Raw genomic sequence first — 16,361 nt, 5'->3', positions numbered from 1 at the left:
AAGGCGCCGTCGTGATGAGTGTGGAGCGTGACCGTGGAGCGTGGAGCGCAAAGGCTCGCCGTCGGCGGTCCGCGGTCGGCAGACGTCAGAGGATTTCGGCCGCGTAGTCGGCCAGACGCGAACGTTCGCCACGCGCGAGCGTGACATGCCCGCTGTGTCCCCATCCCTTGAATCGATCGACCACGTAGGTGAGGCCCGAGCTGCCTTCGGTCAGGTACGGTGTATCGATCTGCGCGATATTGCCCAGACAGATCAGCTTGGTCCCAGGACCGGCGCGCGTGACAAGCGTCTTCATCTGCTTCGGCGTGAGGTTCTGTGCCTCGTCGATGATGACGAACTTGTTCACGAACGTACGACCACGCATGAAGTTCATGCTCTTGACCTTGAGTCGCGAGCGGATGAGTTCCTGCGTGGCCGCGCGGCCCCATTCGCCGGCGGAATCGTCAGTCTTCTGCAGCACTTCGAGGTTGTCGTCGAAGGCGCCCATCCACGGCTGCATCTTCTCTTCCTCGGTGCCCGGCAGGAAGCCGATATCTTCACCGACGGGCACGGTCGCGCGCGTGATGATGATTTCGTTGTAGCGCTTCTCGTCGAGCGTTTGCGCGAGACCGGCGGCGAGCGCCAGCAGCGTCTTGCCGGTACCGGCCTGACCGAGCAGCGTAATGAAGTCCACCTCGGGATTCATCAGCAGGTTCAGCGCGAAGTTCTGCTCGCGGTTGCGCGCCGTGATGCCCCACACATTGTTCTTGTGGTGCCCATAGTCGCGCAGCGTTTGCAGCAGCGCCGTCTTGCCGTTGATCTCGCGAACCTGCGCGTAGAACGGCGCCTCGCCGTTGTTGGTCTCCAGGTAGACGAACTGGTTGATCAGGAAGCTCGCGCAGAGCGGCCCGGTAATGCGATAGAACGTGGTGCCGGTGCGGTTGTCCTGCCAGCTCTCCATGCCCTTGCCGTGCTTGGTCCAGAAGTCCGTCGGCAGGGTCATCACGCCCGAGTACAGCAGATCGCTGTCCTCGAGCACCTTGTCGTTGAAGTAATCCTCAGCGGGCAGGCCGAGCGCATGCGCCTTGACGCGCATGTTGATGTCCTTCGACACCAGCACGACCTGACGATCGGGGAACTTGTCCTGCAAGGCCCGCACGACGCCGAGAATCTGGTTGTCGGCCTTGCCTTGCGGCAACCCGTCGAGCGGCGGAACGTCAGACAGGTCGGTCTGGAAGTACAGGCGACCCGTGGCGTCCTTGTTGCCGAGTCGCGAGAGCAAAATGCCTTCGGCCATCGACTTCGTGCCGCTCTCGGCAACCAGCCCGTCGAGCGTGCGGCTCACCTGACGCGCATTGCGCGCCACTTCCGACATGCCCTTCTTGTGGTTGTCCAGCTCTTCCAACGTCATCATCGGCAGATAGACGTCGTGCTCTTCGAAGCGGAACAGGCTGCTCGGGTCGTGCATGAGCACGTTCGTGTCGAGCACGAAGAGCTTGGCGGGTTCCTGATCCTTGACGCGTGCACGTTTGGATCCGGTGCCCGTTGCCGTTGGCTTCACGGCCTTGAGAGAGGGCGTCGCACCGTTCGACTCGGCCGCCGGGGGCGACTGGGGCGAACGTGCCGCAGGCGAGGGCTGTGCTGCGGTCTGCGGCGCGGCAGCGGACTTGGGAACGACCTTCAACTCGGTCGTGCCGGCACCCGTGGCACCGGACGTCTCGCCCAGTGCGAGTTGTTCAGACGAGGGGATCGGTTTCTTGGCCTCCGTGCGCGAAGGTTTGAGGCGAGTGGGGAATTGTTCCGGGGCAAGCAGCGAGCCCGGTTTGGTCGGCGCCGATGGCAATGGCATAGATTTCCCGTTCAAGAAAACACAACACGACTCGGCCGGGACAGACAGCGGTACCACACGTCCCGGCAACAAAAAAGCCGCCTGCCCGGACGCACCGGAGAGGCGGCTTGGCTGAAGGCGCCGCCGTGGCGACGCCTGCAATAGTCTCGATCAATGCGCTTCATCATTACGGCCGACTATAACGTCTCTTGCCGTGCTTGTATAGCGTCGAATGTACGCGCTGGCGGCTGCCAGCGGCGCGCGCGCAACATCGCCTGGCATCGCGCTCGCGCGAGCCCGGCGACGAGGCCCGCACACGGTCAGAGCGCCTGCACGGCGCTCAACACTTCGGCAACGTGATCGGGCACGCGCACACTGCGCCATACCTTGCGCAACACACCCTCCTCGTCGATCAGGAACGTGCTGCGCTCGATGCCCAGATGTTCTTTGCCATACAGTTTTTTCAGCTTGATGACACCGAACAATTGGCACACGGCTTCGTCGCCGTCCGAGATCAGTGGGAAGGGCAGTTCGAGCTTTCGCTGGAAATTTTCATGCGAGCGCAGGCTGTCGCGCGACACGCCGACGATTTGCGCACCCGCGGCCTGGAACTGGGCGTAGTTGTCGCGGAAGTTCATGCCTTCCGTCGTGCAGCCGGGGGTGTTGTCCTTCGGGTAAAAATAGATCACCACCTTCTGGCCGCGATGCGCCTTGAGCGAAAAATCGCCGCCGGTGGCCGGTGCGGTGAAATCGGGCACGGGGGTGTCGATGGCTACCGTCACTATGGTCTCCTTGGGTGGCCTTTGCCAGGCCGGAACGGGGAAGTGGGTCGAAAGCGGGCTCAGGCCGCGGCCTGGCCCTCGAGAATCAGATCACCCGAGCGGCCCGGAATTTCGCCCCACACGACGGGATGCGCCGGTAGCGAGGCAAGATCGAGCGTCTCGTAGTATTGGCCCATCGTCACCAGGACGTGTCCCTGGCGACGCCATCCGGCCAGCAATTGACGGAACAGCGGGGCAAGCTTCTGACCTTCGAGTTCTGCGTGAAGGGTGAACACGTGATCTTGCGCCGGATCGCGGGTCAGGGCAAGCAGATGCCTGGCCACGCCGTCGAGGTCGCGACCGTCGATGCCCAGCAACTCGTCGACCGTCGGCAGCGTCGTCGGCATCTGCACATGCTGCAGACGCACGCCATCGACGATGGGGTAGTGCGGGGCGGCACCGCGTCCGTCCGACGCATACTTCATGCCCCACGCGTCGATCTGCCGAAACGCGTGCGAATTCATCTGCCAGCCGGCTGCACCATGTGTGAGCGGCGGCGCGCCGAAGACCTGGATGAAGCGCGCATGGGCTTGCGACATCTGACGTTGCGTCCAGGCGGCATCGCGCGTGCGCACGTTATCTTGCCAGTACGTGTGATCCCACGTGTGGATGCCGGTCTCGTGGCCCGCGTCGCGTACGGTGCGCATCACGTCGGCGGCGCGCCGCCCGATGTCCGGGCCAGGCAGCAGCGTACCGTACATAAGCGTCTTGAAGCCGTAGTGCTCGACCACCGAAGTGCGCGACACCTTCTTCAGGAAACCGGGACGGAAGACGCGTTTGAGCGCCCAACCGGTGTGGTCCGGCCCGAGACTGAACAGGAACGTCGCTTGCGCCTCATGCTCGGCGAGGGCCGCGAGCAGATTGGGCACGCCCTCGCGCGTGCCGCGCAGGGTGTCGACGTCGATCTTCAGGACAATGTTGGCCATAGCCGCCCTTGAGTGAGATATTGCGATGACCGCGCGCGACGATCGCGTGCAATATCCTGAATTGCGAAACAAACTACCGAGTCAAAAACGCCCGATGCGCCGAGGGCGCACCGGGCGTGCAATGCGACGGGCTGCAACGGGCGGTAATGCTCGGCCCGCAACCCGGAGGCGCTGGGTCAGACCGTGGTCGCCTGGCCGCGCCCCTGACGTGCCTTGCTGTTCCTTACTCGGCTTCGACCAGACGGCGAGCTTCGGCGACGTGGCCGCGATAGGCTTCGAAGATCTTGCGCAGCGCGTCGTCCATCGACGTGGTGGGTGCCCAGCCGAGTTCCTGCATGGTGTTCTCGATCTTCGGCACGCGGTTCTGCACGTCCTGATAGCCGTTGCCGTAGTATGCGCCCGACGAGGTTTCGACGAGTTGAACCTTCTTGGCCGTCTCGGCGTACTCGGGGAATTCGGCGGCCAGCTTGAGCATCATGTTGGCCAGCTCGCGCACCGAGAAGTTGTTCTTCGGGTTGCCGATGTTGTAGATCTTGCCGCTGGCGACGTTGTTCTTGTTGTCGATGATGCGCACCAGGGCGTCGATACCGTCGTCGATGTCGGTAAAGGCGCGTTTCTGGCTGCCACCGTCGACCAGGCTGATGTTCTCGCCGCGAGCGATGTGGCCGAGGAACTGCGTGACCACGCGCGACGAGCCTTCCTTCGGCGTGTAGATCGAGTCGAGGCCGGCGCCGATCCAGTTGAACGGGCGGAACAGCGAGAAGTTCAGGCCTTCCTGCATGCCGTAGCCCCAGATCACACGATCCATGAGCTGCTTCGAGCAGGCGTAGATCCAGCGCGGCTTGTTGATCGGGCCGTAGATCAGCGGCGAATTTTCCGGATCGAACTCGCCGTCGGTGCACATGCCGTAGACCTCGGAGGTCGACGGGAAGACCAGGTGCTTGCCGTACTTCACGGCCGAGCGCACGATCGGCAGGTTTGCCTCGAAGTCGAGTTCGAACACGCGCAGCGGTGCCTTCACGTAGGTGGCCGGCGTGGCGATGGCGACGAGCGGCAGAATCACGTCGCACTTGCGCACGTGATACTCAACCCACTCCTTGTTGATCGTGATGTCGCCTTCGAAGAAGTGCATGCGCTCATGATTGATCAGATCGCCGAGGCGATCGGTGAGCATGTCCATGCCATAAACTTCCCAGTCGGTCGTCTCCAGGATGCGCTTCGACAGATGGTGGCCGATGAACCCGTTGACACCGAGAATCAGGACTTTTTTCATATTGCGGTCAGTGATTGAGCTGGGAAAACTGTGCCGGCGTAACGGCCTTGCCGTCCAGCATGAGTTCATGAATGATGACGGCATTCGCGTCGCCACAAACGCCAAGGAGCGCATTATCCACTACTTGCAGTCCGCAGGGCAAACCGGCGGGTGCCGGCACGTGTGACAACCGGGCGCGTGTGACGACCCAGCGGCGGTCCGCCACGTCGGTAAACGCCCCCGGATAGGGCGGCGCGACCGCGCGAATCAGGTTGTAGACGTCCTTCGCGGGGCGGGTCCAGTCGATGCGGCCGTCTTCCGGCTTGCGTCCGCCAAAATAGCTGCCCGCGGCCAGTTCGTTGACCTGGCGCGGCGCCGTGCCGGCGATCAGGCCGGGCAGACAGCGCCAGAGCGTCTGCTCGGCGGCGACCGTGACTTTCTCGAAGACTTCGCCCGCCGTGTCATCCGGCAGGATCGGCACGGCGGTCTGGTCGATGATGGCGCCGGCATCCGGCTTGGCGGCCATCTCGTGCAGTGTGGCGCCCGTTTCGGTTTCGCCCTTCAAAACGGCCCAGTTCACCGGCACGCGGCCGCGATACTTCGGCAGCAGTGAGCCGTGCATGTTGAAGGCGCCGCGCGGGGCGAGGTCGAGCACCGCTACGGGAATCATGTGGCGGTAGTAGAAGGAAAAGAGGAAGTCCGGTGCGATGGCACGGATTTGGGCGGCGAGCGCGGGATCGGCCGGATCGTCGGGGGTGACGACCGGGATGCCATGCTCGGCGGCGACACGGGCGACGCTGCCGAACCAGATGTTCTCGTTCGGGTTGTCCTGATGCGTGACGACGAGTGCGACGTCAACACCTCGGGCGAGCAGTACCTGCAGGCAGCGCACACCCACGTTGTGGTACGCGAAAACAACGGCCTTGGCGGCTTGGGTCACTTGGGCGCTCATGAGGCGTGCGAATCCAGTTCCGTGGCGCCGGTCGTCTGACGCACGCTCGACGCGCCGCCGGCACCCTTGTCCGGATGACCGGACGCCGGGTCTTCCAGCACGGCTTGCACCAGATAGCGCGGTCGCTGGCGAACCTGCTGATAAATACGACCGATGTACTCGCCGAGCAGTCCCATGCCGAACAGGATCACGCCGAGCAGGCAGAACGTGACGGCGAACAGCGTAAACACGCCCTGGACTTCCGAGCCGAAGAGGAAGCGGCGGGCCATGAGCACGATGAACAGCACGCCGGAGGCTGCCGAGAGCGAAATGCCGACGCCCGAGAGCCACTGCAACGGCACCACCGAGAAGCCGGTGACGAGGTCGAAATTCAGGCGAATCAGGCTATAGAGCGAATACTTCGACTCACCGGCGAAGCGCTCTTCGTGGGCGACGTCGACTTCGGTGGGGTTTTGCGCGAACGTGTAGGCCAGCGCGGGAATGAACGTGTTGATTTCACGGCACTGATTGACCGTGTCGACGATATGACGGCTGTAGCCACGCAGCATGCAGCCTTGATCGGTCATGCGAATGCGCGTGATGCGCTCGCGCAGGCGGTTCATTGCGCGCGAGGCATGACGGCGGAACCACGTGTCCTGACGGTTCATGCGCACCGTGCCTACGTAGTCGTGCCCGGCCGCCAGTTTCTCGACGAGCTTGCCGATTTCTTCGGGCGGATTCTGCAGGTCGGCGTCGAGCGTCACGACCCATTCGCCGCGCGTGTGTTCGAAGCCGGCCAGAATGGCCATGTGCTGGCCGTAGTTGCCGTTGAACAGCACGACGCGCGTCGTGTCCGGGCGCGCGCGGTACTGTTCGGCAAGCAGCGCGGCCGAGCGGTCGCGGCTGCCGTCGTTGACGAACACCACTTCATAAGCCACGCCGAGCTTGTCGAGCGCCGGATACAGCCGGGCGAAGAGAGCGGCGAGTCCGGCCTCTTCGTTATAAACCGGGATGACGATGGAGAGTTGTGGACAGGTCATTTTTGATGGTCGGCGCAGAGGGCATTGACGGCGTCGCAGACGCGCACGACATCGGCGTCCGTCATGGCGGGGAAGAGGGGCAGCGTGAGGATCGCACGGCCCAGACGCTCCGTATGCGGGAACTGCCCTTCCCGGAAGCCGAGCGCACGATACAGGGTGAACAAGTGGATGGCCGGATAATGCACGCCGCTGCCGATGCCGCGCGCCTTGAGCTTTTCCATGAAGCCTGCACGGTCGATCGTGAGGCGCGCCAGCGGCAGCTCGACCTGGAACATATGCCAGTTCGAGTTCGTGAAGTCGGCATGCGGCAGGCCAAGGCCGAGCGCCACGGCCGGACCGCCCGCGAGTGCGTCGAAATACTGTTGTGCGAGTGCCGTGCGACGGCGGTTGAACTCGGCCAGATGCGGCATCTGGCCAAGGCCGACGCGCGCGGCGACGTCTGTGAGGTTGAACTTGCCGCCGAGCACATCGACATCCATGCCGTCGAAGCCGGTGCGCGTCACGCCCTGCAGACGGTACTTCTCGGCCAGGCGCGCTTCGTCCTCGTTGTTGAAGACGAGTGCGCCGCCTTCGATGGAGGTCAGATTCTTGTTGGCGTGGAAGCTGAACGAGACGAGGTCGCCAAACGCGCCGATGCGCTTGCCGCCCCAGGTCGAACCCATGGCTTGCGCGGCGTCCTCGATCACGCGCAGGTTGTGACGGCGCGCGATATCGTAGAGCCGGTCCATGTCGAGCGGCAGCCCGGCGAGATAGACCGGGATGATGGCGCGGGTCTTGGGCGTGATCGCCTTTTCGAGCAGATCGAGATCGAGATTGCGGGTGGCCGGGTCGACGTCGACGAACACAGGCGTCGCACCGACTTCCAGAATCACGTTGGCCGTGGCGACCCACGACAGCGGCGTGGTGATGACTTCGTCTCCGTCTTGCACGCCGGCCAGGCGCAGGCCAATTTCGAGCGTTGCGGTGCCCGAGTTGAAGACGCGCACGGGGCGCCCGCCGAAATAGTCGGACAGGGCCTTCTCGAAGGCCTGCACTTGCGGGCCCGAGGTGATCCAGCCGGAGCGCAGCACCTCGGTGACGCCGGCGATGGTGGCGTCATCGATGCTCGGCCGCGTGAACGGCAGGAACGGTAGATTCGGTTGGGCGGTTGCCGAGTCGCTCATGATGTAAGACCAAGCCTCAGATAAACAGGGGGAAGGGCGCCAGCGCTTGCTCGTTGCGGCGCGTCCGTGAATGCGATCCGTCAGCAGCCTTAGCTGCGCGCCAGAATATAAACGCCGACCAGGATGATGCCGATGGCCACGACACGTTGCATCGACAGCGCCTCGCCAAACAGGTACCACGCCGCAACGGCGTTCACGACGTAGCCGAGCGAGAGCATCGGGTAGGCGATCGAGACCTCGACGCGCGAGAGTGCCAGAATCCAGACGACGACGCTGATCGCATAGCACACCAGCCCGCCCATGATCGGCACTTGCGTGGCGAGCTTGATGCCGATGGGCACGATGTTGGCGCGCGTGAATTCAAGCGCACCGATCGAGCTGGCGCCGGCCTTGAGCAACAACTGGGCGCATGCATTGAGCAGCACGCCCGTGAGAATAAGGGAAAACGTGGCGAGATTCATGGAACGTTGATGAACGTTTGTGAATATTGATGGAGATCGCAAACTGGCTGGCGCTTAGTTTCCCGAAGCGTGTCAGCATTTTTTATGGTCGACCGAAACAGATCGGACGACAGCCAAGTGCGCTATTTTACGTTGTCTTGCGCCGATGGTTTGGCGATCACGACGCGGCGGGCGTCACGCGCGATGATCCGCATCGGCAAGTGCTCGGTTTCGAGCTTGCCGAACGTGTCCGGATCGACCAGCGCGAGCGCTTTCGGATCGGCGCGCCAGCGGGTGTAGAAGTCGTTGAGCGTGGGCAGCCATTTCTGCGGCTCCTGCTTGACGCCGAAGTCGAGTTCGTCCGGGTGCTGCACCATGATCATCGCGTGGCCGAGGTAGTAGGGCATCGTGTGATCGAGCACATTCACGGAATAGAACGGCACGTTCGGCCCGAGCCGTTGCATTTCCGCCTGGATCGCCGGCACGAGCAATACCCCCGAGCTTTGGCGGCCGAAGACTTCGTGTCCCATGCCGCCAACCGTGACGAGCAACAGCATGGCGCCGGCAAAGGTGAGCAACGCGCGCCGCGCGCTGTGCCGCGCCAGCCGCCATGCCACGAGCGTGCCGGCCAGGCCGAGGCCGATGGCGACATACAGCCAGATCTGGAAGGCCTTGTATAACTCGTTCGGATTGCGCACGCTGCCGGGGCGACCCGCGAAAATCGCGACCATCACAAGGGCGGCGATGAGCAGGATCGCATAGCCGGCCAGATGCAGGCGTACCGTGTCGCGGCGCAATTGCGCCAGATACAGGCCGAAGAGCAGCGCCATCGCCGGCGCGATGGGCAGCAGGTACGAGATCAGCTTCGAGTGCGAAGCGCTGAAGAATATAAAGATGAATCCCGACCATACCCAGAGCATCAGCGCCGGGGCGAAACCGTTGGGCTGTCGGGGCATGCGCAGCGTGGCGCGCACGGTGCCCGGCAGGACCGACAGCCAGGGCAGGAAGCCGACGAGGAACACGGGCACGAAGTACCACGGCGCGCCATCGCGATTATGGCCCTCCATCGCAAAGCGCCGGAAGTGTTCGTTGATGAAGAAAAAGTCGAAGAATTCGGGGTTGCGCATTTGCACCAGCACGAACCACGGGGCCGCAATCGCAAATAAGACGATCAGGCCGCTGCCCAGATACAGACGCCGCCATAACGCCCAGTCCCGCGCGATGAGCGTATAGAGGACGAGCACGGCGCCCGGCAGCACGATGCCGACGAGGCCCTTGCTCAGCACGGCGAGTGCCATGGCGGCCCAGCACAGCCACATCCAGCCGCGCACGGCGGGGCGTGCGAGGCCGGGCCGCTGCGCGAGCAGCAGCGCGCACAGCGAGAGTCCCATGAAAAACGACAGGCCCATGTCGAGCACGTTGAAGTGTCCGAGCAGCGACCACAGCGGCGCGCTGGCGAGCGCGACGGCCGCGAACAGGCCCACGCGGGCATTGAACACGCGCCGGCCGGTAAAGCCGACCATCAGCACGCCCGCGAACCCCGTGAGCGCGGTCCATAGCCGGGCTTGCCATTCCCCAAGCCCGAATGCCGCGAACGTGAGCGCATTCATCCACGTTTGCAGCGGCGGCTTCTCGAAATACTTGTAGCCGTTGTAACGCGGCGTGATCCAGTCGCCCGTGGTCCACATCTCGCGCGCCATTTCCGCGTATCGGCCTTCGTCGCTCGCAATCAGGTGACGGTAGTCGAGCACGCCGAACCATACGAGCGCGAACGCCACGAGCAGCAGCCAGAAGGCGGCAGGCGAGAGCGGATAGGACGTGGGCGGCGCGGTGGGGGCGCCAGGTGTGCCGGGCGCGGACAATGGGGGCGTCGCGAGGGGGGCGGCGGCCGACAGGCCGGAGGCGAGCGGGCGGCGGCTCACTCAGCCGCCTCGGTTTCGATGAGCAGGGCGAGCACGACGCGACGTCCCTCGCTCATCAGGATGTTGTACGTGCGACAGGCCGCCTGGGTGTCCATGGAGTCGACGCCGACGCGCTGGCTGGTGAGCGATGTGGTCAGGCGCGGATGCGCGAAACGCAGACGGCCGCCGCTGCCGAAGATCACGACTTCGGGATCGAGCGCGCGCAACTGTTCGAAATGGGCGGATTCGAGCGCGTCGAAACGCGACACCGGCCAGGTCTGGATCTCGCCCTCGGGCGCAATGATCACGCTGTGCTCGTGACGAATCTTGTTGACCTCGACATAGCCCGGGCCGTAGCCGGTGACTGTGTTCAATGCTTGCGACGGGTCTTGATGCAGTTTCACTTTCGAAAGATTCCCTACCCGGTGCTTGCCCGGGGGTGGATGAGCGTCGGCGGATCGCTCAACGGGCGGGCATCTTGCCTCGCGTGGCCCAAACCGTCAATGATGCATTGCCGAACTCTGTCATAATTGGCTAAATTATAGCTTTTTGCCGTACGCAGCACGGCAAAACCGTTGCAGTGCGGCATTTGCCACGCCAAAAACCGGGGAAATGCGGTGCCCTGTGCGCTTCGCGCGCAGCGCCGTTGGACCGCCGGAGCGTCGTGCGTCCCGCCTGCTGCCGGCTCGTCCGGACCCCTGCGCCGCCCGCCAAGACCACAACCGCCGTGAAACCGATCCTCAAATCGCTGAAATTGCAGAATGTCTGCTACGACATTCGTGGCCCCGTGCTCGAACATGCCAAGCGCATGGAAGACGAAGGGCATCGCGTCATCAAACTGAACATCGGCAATCTGGCGCCGTTCGGTTTCGAGCCGCCCGACGAGATTGTGCAGGACATGATCCGAAATCTGCCGAATTCGGCCGGTTACTCGGATTCGCGGGGCGTGTTCGCGGCGCGCAAGGCGATCATGCACTACTGCCAGCAAAAGCGCATCAAGGACGTCCAGCTCGACGACATCTACCTCGGCAACGGGGCGTCCGAGCTGATCGTGATGGCCATGCAGGCGTTGCTCAACGATGGCGACGAAGTGCTCGTGCCCGCACCCGACTACCCGCTCTGGACGGCCGCGGTCAGCCTGTCGGGCGGCACGCCCGTGCATTACGTCTGTGACGAGCAGGCCGACTGGCAGCCCGACCTGGCGGACATCCGCAAGAAGATCACGCCCAATACGCGCGCGATCGTCATCATCAACCCGAACAACCCGACCGGCGCGCTGTACTCGGACGAACTCCTCAAAGACATCGTCGCCCTCGCGCGCGAGCACAAGCTCATCATCTACGCCGACGAGATCTACGACAAGATCGTCTACGACGGCGCCGAGCACACCTCGATCGGCTCGCTCTCCGAAGACGTGCTCACCATCACGTTCAACGGCCTGTCCAAAAGCTATCGCGCGTGCGGCTATCGCGCGGGCTGGATGGTCGTGTCGGGTGACAAGCGTCCGGCGCGCGACTACATCGAGGGGCTGAACATCCTCGCCTCGATGCGCCTGTGTCCGAACGTGCCGGGCCAGTACGCCATCCAGACGGCGTTGGGCGGCTATCAGAGCATCAAGGACCTGATCGTGCCGGGCGGACGCCTGTACGAGCAGCGCGAGATCGCGCACCGCATGCTCACCGACATTCCCGGCGTGACCTGCGTGAAGCCGAAGGCCGCGCTGTACCTGTTTCCGCGTCTCGATCCGGCGGTGTACCCCATCGCCAACGATCAGGACTTCATCCTCCAGTTGCTGCTCGAAGAGAAGGTTCTGCTGGTGCAGGGCAGCGGCTTCAACTGGATGCATCCCGACCATTTCCGCGTGGTGTTCCTGCCTCACGAGGGCGATCTGGAAGACGCCATCAGTCGCATTGCCCGGTTCCTTGACGGTTATCGCCGTCGCCATGGCAAGTGATGCGCCCCCACTGAATTCGACTTTTGAGTAAAACTGCATGAAACCGATCAAATTGGGCCTGCTCGGCCTTGGCACGGTAGGCTACGGCGCCTTCCAGGTGCTGGCTCGCAACCAGGAAGAAATTCAACGTCGCGCCGGCCGGGGGATCGAGATTACGAAGGTCGCGGTGCGCAATGTCGAGCGCGCGCGCGGTCTCGTCGGCCACGCCGCTGTCGTGACGGGCGATCCGTTCGAGGTGGTCAACGATCCGGACATCGATGTCGTGGTCGAGACCATCGGTGGCTACGACCTCACGAAGGAACTGGTCCTCAAGGCGATCGAAAACGGCAAGCACGTGGTCACCGCCAACAAGGCGCTGCTGGCCCTGTATGGCAACGAGATCTTCGCCGCCGCGCGCAAGGCCAACGTGATGGTCGCCTTCGAGGCGGCCGTGGCCGGTGGCATTCCCATCATCAAGGCGCTGCGCGAAGGCCTGACCGCGAACCGTATCCAGTGGATCGCCGGGATCATCAACGGCACCACGAACTTCATCCTGTCGGAGATGCGCGACAAGGGCATCGACTTTGACGTGGCGCTTGCCGACGCCCAGCGTCTGGGCTACGCGGAAGCCGATCCGACGTTCGACATCGAAGGTGTCGACGCCGCGCACAAGCTCACGCTCATGAGCGCCATCGCGTTCGGCGTGCCGGTGCAGTTCGACCGTGCCTATGTCGAAGGCATCACCAAGCTCTCGGCGCTGGACATCAAGTATGCGGAGGAGTTTGGCTACCGCATCAAGCTGCTGGGCATCACGCGCCGCACCGACGCGGGCATCGAACTGCGCGTGCATCCGACGCTGATCCCGGCTAAGCGCCTCATCGCCAATGTGGAGGGCGCCATGAACGCCGTGCTGGTGCAGGGCGACGCCGTGGGCGCCACGCTTTACTACGGCAAGGGCGCGGGCGCCGAGCCGACCGCCTCCGCCGTGGTGGCCGATATTGTCGACGTGACGCGCCTGCAAACGGCCGATCCGGAGCATCGCGTGCCACACCTGGCGTTCCAGCACGACGCGCTGTCGAATACGCCGGTGCTGCCCATCGACGAGGTCACGACCAGCTACTACCTGCGGCTGCGCGTGGTCGATCGCGCGGGGGTCATGGCGGCACTCACGCGCATCCTCGCCGATCTGGACATCTCCATCGACGCCTTGCTGCAAAAGGAATCGCGCGAGGGCGAGCACCAGACCGACATCATCATCCTGACGCACCAGACCCAGGAGAAGCACATCAACGCGGCCATCGCGAAGATCGAGTCGATGGACACCGTGCTCTCGAAGGTCATCCGCATCCGTATGGAGGCGCTGAGCTGAGCGCCGGCCACACGAACCGATACGACAGGACACGACCCACATGAAATACATCTCCACGCGCGGCGCCGGCCTGACCTCGGGCGAGCCGCAATCGTTCTCCAGCATTCTGCTCGGCGGTCTGGCCCCCGATGGCGGTCTGTACCTGCCGACGCAATACCCGCAAGTGACGGCCGACGAATTGCGTGCCTGGCGCCAGTTGTCGTACGCCGAGCTGGCCGCGAAGGTGCTGGCCAAGTTCGCGGGCGACATTCCGGCTGAAATCCTGGCCGACCTGACCGCGCGCACTTACACCGCCGAGGTGTACCGCAACGTGCGTCCGGGTGAGGACGCGGCCGACATCACGCCGCTGCTGCCGCTGGGGGTCGAAGGCGGCACGCAGCTCTCGCTGCTGGCGCTCTCGAATGGCCCGACGCTGGCGTTCAAGGACATGGCCATGCAGTTGCTGGGCAACCTGTTCGAGTACGCCCTGGCGCAGCACGGCGACGCGCTCAACATTCTCGGTGCGACGTCCGGCGACACGGGCAGCGCGGCCGAGTACGCCATGCGCGGCAAGGAAGGCATTCGCGTCTTCATGCTCTCGCCGGCCGGCAAGATGAGTGCGTTCCAGACGGCCCAGATGTACAGCCTGCAGGATCCGAATATCTACAACCTCGCGGTCGAAGGCGTGTTCGACGACGCACAGGACATCGTCAAGGCGGTGTCCAACGATCACGCCTACAAGGCGCGCTACAAGATCGGCACGGTCAATTCGATCAACTGGGCGCGTGTCGTGGCGCAGGTCGTGTACTACTTCAAGGGCTACTTCGCGGCAACCGGCGGCAAGTCGGGCCAGGACGGCGAGGTGTCGTTCACGGTGCCGTCGGGCAACTTCGGTAACGTCTGTGCTGGTCATATCGCCCGCATGATGGGCCTGCCGATCCGCAAGCTGGTCGTGGCGACGAACGAAAACGACGTGCTCGACGAGTTCTTCCGCACCGGACACTACCGCGTGCGCAAGTCTGCCGAGACGTTCCACACCAGCAGCCCGAGCATGGATATCTCGAAGGCGTCGAACTTCGAGCGTTTCCTGTTCGATCTGCTCGGTCGCGATGCACACGCGACCGCCGAGCTGCTCGCGAAGGTCGAGCGCGAAGGCGGTTTCGACCTGTCGGGCACTGAGGCCTTTGCTCGTGTGGCGCAGTTCGGGTTCGTCTCGGGGCGCAGCACGCACGCCGATCGCGTGGCGACGATCCAGGACGTGGCCAAGCGTTACGACGTGGTCATTGACACCCACACGGCTGACGGCGTGAAGGTGGCGCGCGAAGCGCTCGAACCCGGCGTGCCGATGGTGGTGCTCGAGACCGCCCAGCCGGCCAAGTTTGCCGAGACGATTCGCGAGGCCTTGCATCGCGAACCGCCGCGCCCAGCCGGCTTCGAGCAGCTCGAATCGCTGCCGCAACGCTTCGAGACGGTGCCGAACGACGTCGCGAGCGTGAAGGCCTATATCGCCGAGCACACCGGCCTGTAAGGCGGTGCTCGCTCTGTCCTCTGATGTCCCCTGACTTGCGCGCCTTGGTCATGCTGAGTACACAAGAAGCCCTGGATGCCGTGCTGGCGGCGGCCCGTCCGCTCGATCGGCGGGAGACGGTCGATACCCTCGCGGCCAACGCCCGCGTGCTGGCCGCCGACGTGATCGCCACGCTCGACGTGCCGCCGATGGACACGAGCGCGATGGACGGCTATGCCGTGCGGGTCGCCGACCTGACGGGGAGCGAGACCGTGTTGCCGGTCTCGCAACGCATTCCCGCAGGGCATGCCGCCGAACCGCTCGCCCACGGCACGGCGGCGCGCATTTTCACGGGGGCGCCGGTGCCGCCTGGCGCCGACGCCATTGTCATGCAGGAACAGTGCGAGGCTGCTCAGGACGGCACCGTGGTGATTCGCCACACGCCGGTGGCCGGCGAGTTCGTCAACCGGCAGGGCGCGGACATTCGTCGCGACAGTGTGGTGCTTGCCGCCGGGACTCGGCTGAGCGCGCCGTCGCTGGGACTGGCGGCATCGGTGGGCATGGCGAAGCTGCAAGTCGCGAGCCGGTTGCGCGTGGCCGTGTTCTTTACCGGCGACGAGCTGACCATGCCCGGCGAGGCATTGCGCGCGGGCGGCATCTACAACTCGAACCGCTTCGTGCTACGCAGCCTGCTCGAGAATCTAGGCTGCGAGATGACCGATTACGGCATCGTGCCGGACAATCTGGCCGCCACGCGCGCGATTCTGCGCGACGCGGCACGCGCCAACGACCTGATCATCACATCGGGCGGCGTCTCGGTGGGTGAGGAAGATCACGTCAAACCGGCCGTGGAAGCCGAGGGCCGCCTCAATCTGTGGCAGATTGCGCTCAAGCCGGGCAAGCCGCTGGCTTACGGCGAGGTCAACCGGGCGAGCGGGGGGACGGCGCATTTCATCGGTCTTCCGGGCAATCCGGTGTCGAGCTTCGTCACGTTCCTGCTGTTCGTGCGTCCGTTCATCCTGCGTTTGCAGGGCGTGACGGCGGTGACGCCGCGCCGCATTCCCATGCGCGCGGACTTCACGCAGACGAAGGCGGACCGTCGCAATGAGTTCGTGCGCGCCCGTATCAATGCGCAAGGGGGGCTGGACGCGTTTCCCAACCAGAGTTCGGCGGTGCTGACGTCGACCGTCTGGGGCGATGGCCTCATCGACAATCCGCCGGGACATCGCATCGAAGCCGGCCAGACCGTGGCGTTTCTGCCGTTCTCCGACCTCCTATATTGAGAGACAGGT

At 64.1% G+C, this 16,361-nt stretch carries 14 protein-coding genes; 4 read left to right on the top strand and 10 right to left on the bottom strand.

Annotation, left to right across the window (positions count from 1 at the left end):
* Positions 1 to 85 precede the first annotated feature (85 nt).
* The 10 genes from PEP31012_RS17365 to PEP31012_RS17320 form a co-directional block, all read right to left on the bottom strand.
* Positions 86 to 1,828, bottom strand: coding sequence for a PhoH family protein (locus PEP31012_RS17365; protein WP_150590554.1), 1,743 nt, complete (start codon positions 1,826 to 1,828; stop codon positions 86 to 88).
* A 299-nt stretch (positions 1,829 to 2,127) separates the two neighbouring features.
* Positions 2,128 to 2,589 (bottom strand): peroxiredoxin, encoded by a 462-nt coding sequence (locus PEP31012_RS17360; RefSeq protein WP_150590553.1) that lies wholly within the window; start codon positions 2,587 to 2,589, stop codon positions 2,128 to 2,130.
* Between the two features lie 59 nt (positions 2,590 to 2,648).
* Positions 2,649 to 3,554 carry a polysaccharide deacetylase family protein gene (locus PEP31012_RS17355; protein WP_150590552.1) on the bottom strand — a complete coding sequence of 302 codons (906 nt, stop codon included), beginning with the start codon at positions 3,552 to 3,554 and terminating at the stop codon, positions 2,649 to 2,651.
* A 223-nt stretch (positions 3,555 to 3,777) separates the two neighbouring features.
* Positions 3,778 to 4,827 carry a bifunctional UDP-4-keto-pentose/UDP-xylose synthase gene (locus PEP31012_RS17350; protein WP_150590551.1) on the bottom strand — a complete coding sequence of 350 codons (1,050 nt, stop codon included), beginning with the start codon at positions 4,825 to 4,827 and terminating at the stop codon, positions 3,778 to 3,780.
* Between the two features lie 7 nt (positions 4,828 to 4,834).
* A complete protein-coding gene (locus tag PEP31012_RS17345; protein ID WP_150590550.1) occupies positions 4,835 to 5,758 on the bottom strand; it encodes a formyltransferase in 924 nt (307 codons plus the stop codon).
* Positions 5,755 to 6,777: a glycosyltransferase gene (locus PEP31012_RS17340; protein ID WP_150590549.1), complete on the bottom strand. Its 1,023-nt coding sequence runs from the start codon at positions 6,775 to 6,777 to the stop codon at positions 5,755 to 5,757. Before PEP31012_RS17340 ends, PEP31012_RS17345 begins: the two co-directional genes overlap by 4 nt.
* Positions 6,774 to 7,940, bottom strand: coding sequence for a DegT/DnrJ/EryC1/StrS family aminotransferase (locus PEP31012_RS17335; RefSeq protein WP_150590548.1), 1,167 nt, complete (start codon positions 7,938 to 7,940; stop codon positions 6,774 to 6,776). The genes PEP31012_RS17340 and PEP31012_RS17335 overlap by 4 nt, the downstream gene beginning before the upstream one ends.
* An 89-nt stretch (positions 7,941 to 8,029) precedes the next feature.
* Positions 8,030 to 8,401, bottom strand: a complete 372-nt coding sequence (locus PEP31012_RS17330; RefSeq protein ID WP_150590547.1) for an SMR family transporter — start codon at positions 8,399 to 8,401, stop codon at positions 8,030 to 8,032.
* A 122-nt stretch (positions 8,402 to 8,523) separates the two neighbouring features.
* Entirely contained in the window at positions 8,524 to 10,242 is a 1,719-nt protein-coding gene (locus tag PEP31012_RS17325; RefSeq protein ID WP_425494972.1) for a glycosyltransferase family 39 protein, read from the bottom strand.
* Positions 10,243 to 10,298: 56 nt separating this feature from the next.
* A complete protein-coding gene (locus PEP31012_RS17320) occupies positions 10,299 to 10,685 on the bottom strand; it encodes an Mth938-like domain-containing protein (RefSeq protein WP_150590545.1) in 387 nt (128 codons plus the stop codon).
* A gap of 323 nt (positions 10,686 to 11,008) precedes the next feature.
* Here PEP31012_RS17320 and PEP31012_RS17315 point away from each other — a divergent pair, with 323 nt between their 5' ends.
* From PEP31012_RS17315 to PEP31012_RS17300, 4 genes are read left to right on the top strand one after another with little or no spacing between them, the layout of a single operon-like run.
* Entirely contained in the window at positions 11,009 to 12,235 is a 1,227-nt protein-coding gene (locus PEP31012_RS17315) for a pyridoxal phosphate-dependent aminotransferase (protein WP_150590544.1), read from the top strand.
* A gap of 37 nt (positions 12,236 to 12,272) precedes the next feature.
* Positions 12,273 to 13,583: a homoserine dehydrogenase gene (locus tag PEP31012_RS17310; RefSeq protein WP_150590543.1), complete on the top strand. Its 1,311-nt coding sequence runs from the start codon at positions 12,273 to 12,275 to the stop codon at positions 13,581 to 13,583.
* A gap of 40 nt (positions 13,584 to 13,623) precedes the next feature.
* Positions 13,624 to 15,090, top strand: coding sequence for a threonine synthase (gene thrC / locus PEP31012_RS17305; protein ID WP_150590542.1), 1,467 nt, complete (start codon positions 13,624 to 13,626; stop codon positions 15,088 to 15,090).
* Positions 15,091 to 15,140: 50 nt separating this feature from the next.
* Positions 15,141 to 16,352, top strand: a complete 1,212-nt coding sequence (locus tag PEP31012_RS17300; protein WP_174978280.1) for a molybdopterin molybdotransferase MoeA — start codon at positions 15,141 to 15,143, stop codon at positions 16,350 to 16,352.
* Positions 16,353 to 16,361 lie beyond the last annotated feature (9 nt).

The sequence above is a fragment of the Pandoraea eparura genome (assembly GCF_902459725.1).
In the GTDB taxonomy this organism is placed as follows: domain Bacteria; phylum Pseudomonadota; class Gammaproteobacteria; order Burkholderiales; family Burkholderiaceae; genus Pandoraea; species Pandoraea eparura.
This window is presented reverse-complemented; position numbering and strand designations above follow the sequence as displayed.

Bases quoted from the DNA above. Each gene is read 5' to 3' on its own strand.
- PEP31012_RS17365 (WP_150590554.1), bottom strand. From the start codon at position 1,828: ATGCCATTGCCATCGGCGCCGACCAAACCGGGCTCGCTGCTTGCCCCG.
- PEP31012_RS17355 (WP_150590552.1), bottom strand. From the start codon at position 3,554: ATGGCCAACATTGTCCTGAAGATCGACGTCGACACCCTGCGCGGCACG.
- PEP31012_RS17350 (WP_150590551.1), bottom strand. From the start codon at position 4,827: ATGAAAAAAGTCCTGATTCTCGGTGTCAACGGGTTCATCGGCCACCAT.
- PEP31012_RS17345 (WP_150590550.1), bottom strand. From the start codon at position 5,758: ATGAGCGCCCAAGTGACCCAAGCCGCCAAGGCCGTTGTTTTCGCGTAC.
- PEP31012_RS17340 (WP_150590549.1), bottom strand. From the start codon at position 6,777: ATGACCTGTCCACAACTCTCCATCGTCATCCCGGTTTATAACGAAGAG.
- PEP31012_RS17335 (WP_150590548.1), bottom strand. From the start codon at position 7,940: ATGAGCGACTCGGCAACCGCCCAACCGAATCTACCGTTCCTGCCGTTC.
- PEP31012_RS17330 (WP_150590547.1), bottom strand. From the start codon at position 8,401: ATGAATCTCGCCACGTTTTCCCTTATTCTCACGGGCGTGCTGCTCAAT.
- PEP31012_RS17310 (WP_150590543.1), top strand. From the start codon at position 12,273: ATGAAACCGATCAAATTGGGCCTGCTCGGCCTTGGCACGGTAGGCTAC.
- thrC (WP_150590542.1), top strand. From the start codon at position 13,624: ATGAAATACATCTCCACGCGCGGCGCCGGCCTGACCTCGGGCGAGCCG.
- PEP31012_RS17300 (WP_174978280.1), top strand. From the start codon at position 15,141: ATGCTGAGTACACAAGAAGCCCTGGATGCCGTGCTGGCGGCGGCCCGT.